1 protein-coding gene and 6 pseudogenes are annotated in these 5,982 nt (G+C 60.3%); 5 read left to right on the forward strand and 2 right to left on the reverse strand.

Going from position 1 to position 5,982, the window contains the following annotated elements; all coding sequences use genetic code 11:
* A pseudogene (locus tag EOA38_RS39790) lies at positions 1-271 on the forward strand (hypothetical protein); the annotation flags it as partial.
* Between the two features lie 55 nt (positions 272-326).
* On the opposite strand, the pseudogene EOA38_RS25385 reads toward EOA38_RS39790, so the two are convergent.
* Positions 327-986 (reverse strand): annotated as a pseudogene (locus tag EOA38_RS25385) (IS5 family transposase).
* An 11-nt stretch (positions 987-997) separates the two neighbouring features.
* Here EOA38_RS25385 and EOA38_RS25390 point away from each other — a divergent pair.
* From EOA38_RS25390 to EOA38_RS25405, 4 genes and pseudogenes are all read left to right on the forward strand, one after another.
* Positions 998-1,249: pseudogene (locus EOA38_RS25390) on the forward strand (DDE-type integrase/transposase/recombinase); the annotation flags it as partial.
* Between the two features lie 512 nt (positions 1,250-1,761).
* Positions 1,762-2,598 (forward strand): hypothetical protein, encoded by an 837-nt coding sequence (locus tag EOA38_RS25395; RefSeq protein ID WP_127300527.1) that lies wholly within the window; start codon positions 1,762-1,764, stop codon positions 2,596-2,598.
* A gap of 515 nt (positions 2,599-3,113) precedes the next feature.
* Positions 3,114-3,686, forward strand: a pseudogene (locus tag EOA38_RS40525) (ISNCY family transposase); the annotation flags it as partial.
* A pseudogene (locus EOA38_RS25405) lies at positions 3,680-5,052 on the forward strand (ISNCY family transposase). The pseudogenes EOA38_RS40525 and EOA38_RS25405, both read left to right, overlap by 7 nt.
* A gap of 482 nt (positions 5,053-5,534) precedes the next feature.
* On the opposite strand, the pseudogene EOA38_RS25410 reads toward EOA38_RS25405, so the two are convergent.
* A pseudogene (locus tag EOA38_RS25410) lies at positions 5,535-5,982 on the reverse strand (hypothetical protein); the annotation flags it as partial.

Raw genomic sequence — 5,982 nt, forward strand, 5'->3', positions numbered from 1 at the left:
CAGCTTAGCGGACTTTTCAGCACTTCTGGAGAAGCTCAGGGTTGCATCCGCTGCCCGTCCGATCCTACCCGGCGACAGTGGGCAGAGGCTGGAGCATTTCGAGCGCTGGCTGCTCGCGGACTTCCACCTGTTGACCGATTATGCCTGGCGTCAATCACCAGGCGATCCCGTCCGTTTCACGGGCCCGCAACCATGTGCAAACCCGTTTGCTATTATCGAAACAGCCAATAACCCCCAGCAGAGCTGGGGGGTTGAACGGCAACCACTATAGCGGGTTATAACGGATGCTATGACAGACGCTTGAAGGTTAGAGTCTGTTTAGAAAATCAGGGATGGGCGTTTCTGCGGACAAGATTGCCGCCCGTAGCGACGAGGATCATGGCGTGAGAGACGTCGATGCGCTTCTCGTAGTGCGCACCAGGCGGCGCCATCTTGTCATCCAGCCGAAGGTTCGCTCGACGACCCAGCGGCGGGGCAAGACTTCGAAGCCCTTCTGGTCGTCGGATCGGCGGATGATCTCGACCACGAAATCGAGGTCGGCGGCCTTATCCATGAGCTTCAGCCGATCGTAGGCGCCGTCGGCGAACAGGTGTTTCACCCGGGGCCAGCGCTTGCGGATGCCGTCCAGAACCGCCTGAGCCCCGGCACTGTCGGAGATGTCGGCTGGGGTGAGGTTGACCATCAACAGCCGCCCATCGGTATCGACGGCGATGTGGCGCTTGCGGCCGACACTGACTGACTGGCTGTCGATCACGCCCGCCGTGGGACTTGCCTCGCGCCAGAAAGCGCCGCGCCAACTCGCGAAACCAGCCGTAGACCGTCTGCGAGGCGCCGAAATGGATCGGCAGCATCCGCCAGCCGCAACCCGAGCGCACAAGGTAGCGCGCCGCGTTGATCACCTCACGGAAATCAACCTCGCGCGGACGGCCGCGACGCCCAGGCTTGGGCAGCAGCGGAGCGATCTGTTCCCACTCCTCGTCCGTCAGATCGGACGGGTAGCCTCAAGTGGCATATGGACGAGACGTCCATCAAAATACGCGGCCAATGGATGTGTCTCAATCGTACAGTCGACGGCTCGGCACACGTTCGAGTACTTCTTCAGCGAACAGCGCGACCTGCCGGCAGCCAAGCGCTTCTTCCGGGAACCGCCCATGAGCGCCACGGCAGACCGGATCGCATCGTCATCGACGGCAGCCCGAGCAATCTCGAGGCGATCATCTCCTGCGACGCCGAACACCGTCTGCGGAATCCTCCGCGCAGCCATCCGCTCGAAGCAGGACATCGGCTGGCTCGAAGCCGCCGACGGGGGGTGTACTCCACTGCAACTTGCGCTCAAAGCTGCCGGAAAAACCATACATGACCGCCGAGCTAGAGAGTTTGACATACTCAATTCCTGGAAACGTGTCGCGCGTCGACAGTAGGGGCCGGTTGTCGAGTATGCGACGTAAATGAATTCGGCTTGGGGCCTGCGACCGCCATTGATAACATTGACGAAAACTCCCATGCTGTTCCTGCGCGGTTGGCACGACTTTTGCAGCCCCCTCGCTCGCGGAGGGGCTACCTGTCGGGATCACATCGCGATCAAAGGAATGAAGGAAGGGAAAGCAGCATGTCAGATCTGCGTCAGATCGTATTCTGTGGAATAGAAGACATCGGAAAATCCACATCTCCCAAAATCAACTCGCCAGTCTGTCAACTTTCAGACAGAACTATCCCGATAGTCGGTTGCGACCCCAAGGCCACTGGGCAGTGAGGGGCACGATGGCGCCATCAGGTGCAGGGCGCGCCAACATTCAGGGGGCGAAGCATGATTTCGCGGCAGCCTATAATTCCAAGTGGCCGCACGCTTATTTTCGCGCGCATCTGTCCTTAGACTATGTGATTCCAGATCGGGCCAAGCCAGTTTTCGAAAGGATATTTGCCGATTGTCGACGCGTTCGAAAGAAAACCAGGTTGAAGATTATCGACGTCGGTTGCTCCTATGGCATTAACGCCGCCTTACTCCGCACCGATCTCAGTCTCGACGATCTCTATGCTGCCTATCTGAGACCCAGCGGATCGCTCTCGCGCCGACACGAGATCGAGCATCGTGCCTTCTTTCGCAATCGCGGCCTGCGAGACGACATCCAGTTCGTCGGCGTCGACCCATCGTTCCGAGCTGTTCGCTATGCGCGAGTTCTGGGCCTGCTGGAAGCCGGTATCATGGCTGATCTAGAAACCCGTGACTTGACGGTCGAGGAACGCTGCGATCTCGCGGGTGCGGACATCGTCATCAGTACAGGCTGTGTGGGTTACGCCACAGAGCGAACATTTGCACGCGTGTATGCTGCGTCTGCGACGTCTCGCCCGTGGGTCGTTGCCTTCGCAATGCATCCGTTCAGCTATGACAATATCGCAATGGCCCTTCGGGATTTCGGACTGGAAACCAGGCTTGAAGACCGCTTCAGACAGCGCCAGCGGCGCTTCTCGACAGTGAAGGAACGGCGGGCTATCCTAACCGCGATGACCAAGCTCGGTATGGAGGATCGCTTGGAGCGCACGACTGGCTATATTTACGCATCCTGCCACGTTTCTGCATCGCCGGGCGAATTGGTCTGAGCCCTGCCAACAGGCATCTCCCGGCGAATTGACGGTCGCAACGCGTCACCTTTCAGCGAGCAAGCCGTGGGCCTATTTTAATGTTGGAAGGCCACCACGGGAAGGTGCGGAAGCCTGGCGTAGTCGACGTAAGCGGTGCTCATCGCCCGCGCATCAGCGGTAAGCGACGCGCCAACGAACCTTGCAACAGGCCTGATGTACATGGAACTTTTCGAGCCATGACATTGGTTAAGCGTTGCCGCGGCGGCGGCCGAAGATCTTGTAACGGTGCCCGGCGCATCGCTTGCGATCCGAAAACCTAAGGGCTCCATGTGCTCCGCGCGGATCGCGCCATCGGGGACACCCTCCCGGGTGCGAGCAAGGAGAGGTTAGAGGGTGCGGGGCGAGCTGACGCGTAACAGCGAAGTACTCGGCAAATTCTGGAAGGATCGCTCATTGGCTCAGGGCAATTTTTACCTCGGCCGAGGAAGAGATGACCTCCCACAGAATGGTGGATCTCGCCAACTCTTTTGGGAGCCTATCTGAAGCAGGCGATCGAGCGATTGGCCGTCGCGAGCACACGTCCATAGCCCTGTGGCAGATCCGGGCTCGCCATTATCGGCCGCTGGTCGAACGGAACATCAGACAGAGCGAGCGGCGGTGTTGACCGGCGAGCCGGTGCCCGCCGGCGAGAAGTTGATCAGCCTGTTCGAAGAGCATGCCGATATCATCCTCAAAGGCAGCCGCGATACCGAATACGGCCACAAGCTCAACCTCACCACCGGCAGGAGCGGCATGATCCTCGATGTGATGATCGAGCAGGCAACCGAGCTGACGCGACCGCTTGCTGCCGATGCTTCTGCGCCACATCGCCCTCTATGGTCAGGCACCACGGCATGCGGCCGCCGACCGTGGCTTCGCCACGCGCGCCAACCTGGCCACGGCGAAAGCGTGGGGCATCTCCGACATGGCCTTCCACAAGAAAGCCGGTCTCAGGGTCGAGAACATGGTCAGAAGCAAGTGGATCCATCGCAAGCTGCGCAACTTCCGCGCCGGCATGGCCGGCATTTCATACCTCAAAGCGTGCTTACGGTTTGGCGCGTTGCACCTGACGCGAGCTTCGACGCGAGCGGAGAAGGCGAGAATTTTGGATGAGTTCGTCGTCGTCACGGGCTTTCACCGCAAGCACGCGATGCGGCTGCTACGACGGGGTGAGGGGCCGTTTGCACGCCGGCGAGCGCGGTCGCGGATTTATGATGAAGCGGAACGCAATGCGCTCATATTGCTCTGGGAGGCGTCCGACCGCGTCTGCGGCAAGCGGCTGAAGGCGTTGCTGCCCATCCTTCTCGAGGCGATGGAACGGCACGGTCATTTTGACCTAGCGCCTGAAATCCGGGGCAAATTGCTGGCGATGAGCGCAGCCACGATCCATAGGACGCTGGGACCGATCCGAGAAGGCTTGGGACGTCCTAGACGACGGCCCGCAGCGCATGCCCTGCGACGGAGCATTCGCATTAGAACGTCGGCGGATTGGGACGATCCAGCGCCAGGCTTCGACCTCGTGGCCCATAGCGACCCTTCGGCTCGCGGCAGCTTCATCCAAACCCTCGTGCTCACCGACATGCGACCGGCTGGACGGAATGTGCGCCGCTGCTGGTTCGCGAACAGACGCTGTTGAGCACGGTGCTCACAGAATTGCGCAAGCAACTGCCCTTCGCGCTTCTCGGCCTGGATACGGACAACGACACCGTCTTCATGAACGAGACGCTGAAGGCCTATTGCGCCGCCGCCAACATCGTCTTCACGCGCTGCCGCCCCTACCGCAAGAATGACCAAGCCTTTGTCGAGCAGAAGAATGGCGCCGTGGTGCGTAGGATGGTCGGATATCGTCGGTTCGAGCGGCTGGAGGCCGCCACGCTGCGAGCGAAGCTCTACAGCGCTGCTGTTCGTGAACTTCTTTCAGCCATCGTCCAAGTTGATCGCGAAGCAGCGCGACGGCGCGCGTATGCGGAAGACATATGGTCCGCCAGCTACGCCGCATCAGCGTCTGGTTGCCGACCCCTCGCACCTCAGATGCAGTCCGCTCCCGTCTGCAGGAAATCTACGCCGGGCTCGATCCTGTCCTGCTATTGCGCGATATCCGCGCCGTGCAGGAGCGACTCGCTGCGCTTGATCGATACTCCGCCGGCCATGCGCCCTGACGGAACAGCTCAGCCAATCGACCTTTTCCTGGCGAGTTTGCGGACTGCCTGGAAGGACGGAGCTATCCGGCCGACGGATCGCCCGATTGTGAAAGCCAAAAGGGGGCGGCGGCGTCCTGACCCTCTCGTCAAGGCGACTGCGGACTTACGAAATTGGTTCGAAGCCGAACCATGGCGAGCCGGCAGCGAACTTCTGTCACGACTGCAGGCCGAGTATCCCTGCGATTACCCGGACAAACTGCTTCGAACGCTTCAGCGCCGGCTAAAGGTCTAGCGCAGCGAACAGGCGGACGCGTTGCTGTTTGGCCCCTTGAACAAGGAGCCGCCGATCCTGGAGATTGCAGGGCCACACTGAGGCGCCGTGGCGCTCGCTAAGGAGGCCGGGAGCAAAATGGATCAGGCAACGCTCGAATGTCGAGGAACATCGTTACGTGAGGCAATACGCGCTCTCACGCTGATTGTCGCGCCGCAGATACGCGAGGCAGATCGATCACGCTGCTCGCTGAACCAGAATTGGACTGTGTCGCCGACAGCGACCGCAACAAAGACCATCCTCTGATCGGACCTTTGTGCGTCTCGTTGAGATGGCACTTCCGGGTCACGCTACCCTTGCCCCGGTGTCATCGGCAATCCACTGCTTGAGGCCAGCACCATCGTCATCATCGCACCATTCTGGGAGAAGGTGCGCGACAACCTGATCGTTGCGCTGCAGCGGGCACTGGATTCTCCTGGAGATGTGTCCGTCCATGACACCGGTCAGAGCGCTTCACCTGGGGGTGCGGAAATGTTGCAGGACGCATAGATGTAGCCCGTGGTGCGCTCTAGGCGATCCTCCATGCCGAGTTTGGCCATAGCTTTCAGGATCGCCCGCTGTTCCGTCGACGTGGAGAAGCGACTCTGGCGTTGTCTGTACCGTTCTAATGGCCGAGTTTCCAAGGAGAAAGCCCGAAGGGCCGCCGCGATGTCGTCATAACTGAAGCGGTGCATTACGAAGGCGACGACCCACGGGCGTGACGTGGCCGACGCCTCATACACGCGTGCAAAGGTTCGCTCGGTAGCGTAGCCCACGCAGCCTGTGCTGATAAGGATGTCGGCATCCGCGAGTGCGCTACGTTCCTTGATCGTTAAGTCACGAGTTTCCAGATCAGCCGTGACGCCAGCCTCCAAAAGGCCCAGATCCAGCGCATAACGAACAGCCCAGAAC

Origin of the sequence: Mesorhizobium sp. M1E.F.Ca.ET.041.01.1.1 (assembly GCF_003997355.1) — a bacterium.
GTDB lineage: Bacteria > Pseudomonadota > Alphaproteobacteria > Rhizobiales > Rhizobiaceae > Mesorhizobium.

Excerpts from the sequence above, each read along its gene's own strand:
- EOA38_RS25395 (WP_127300527.1), top strand. The coding sequence starts at position 1,762 with ATGGCGCCATCAGGTGCAGGGCGCGCCAACATTCAGGGGGCGAAGCAT.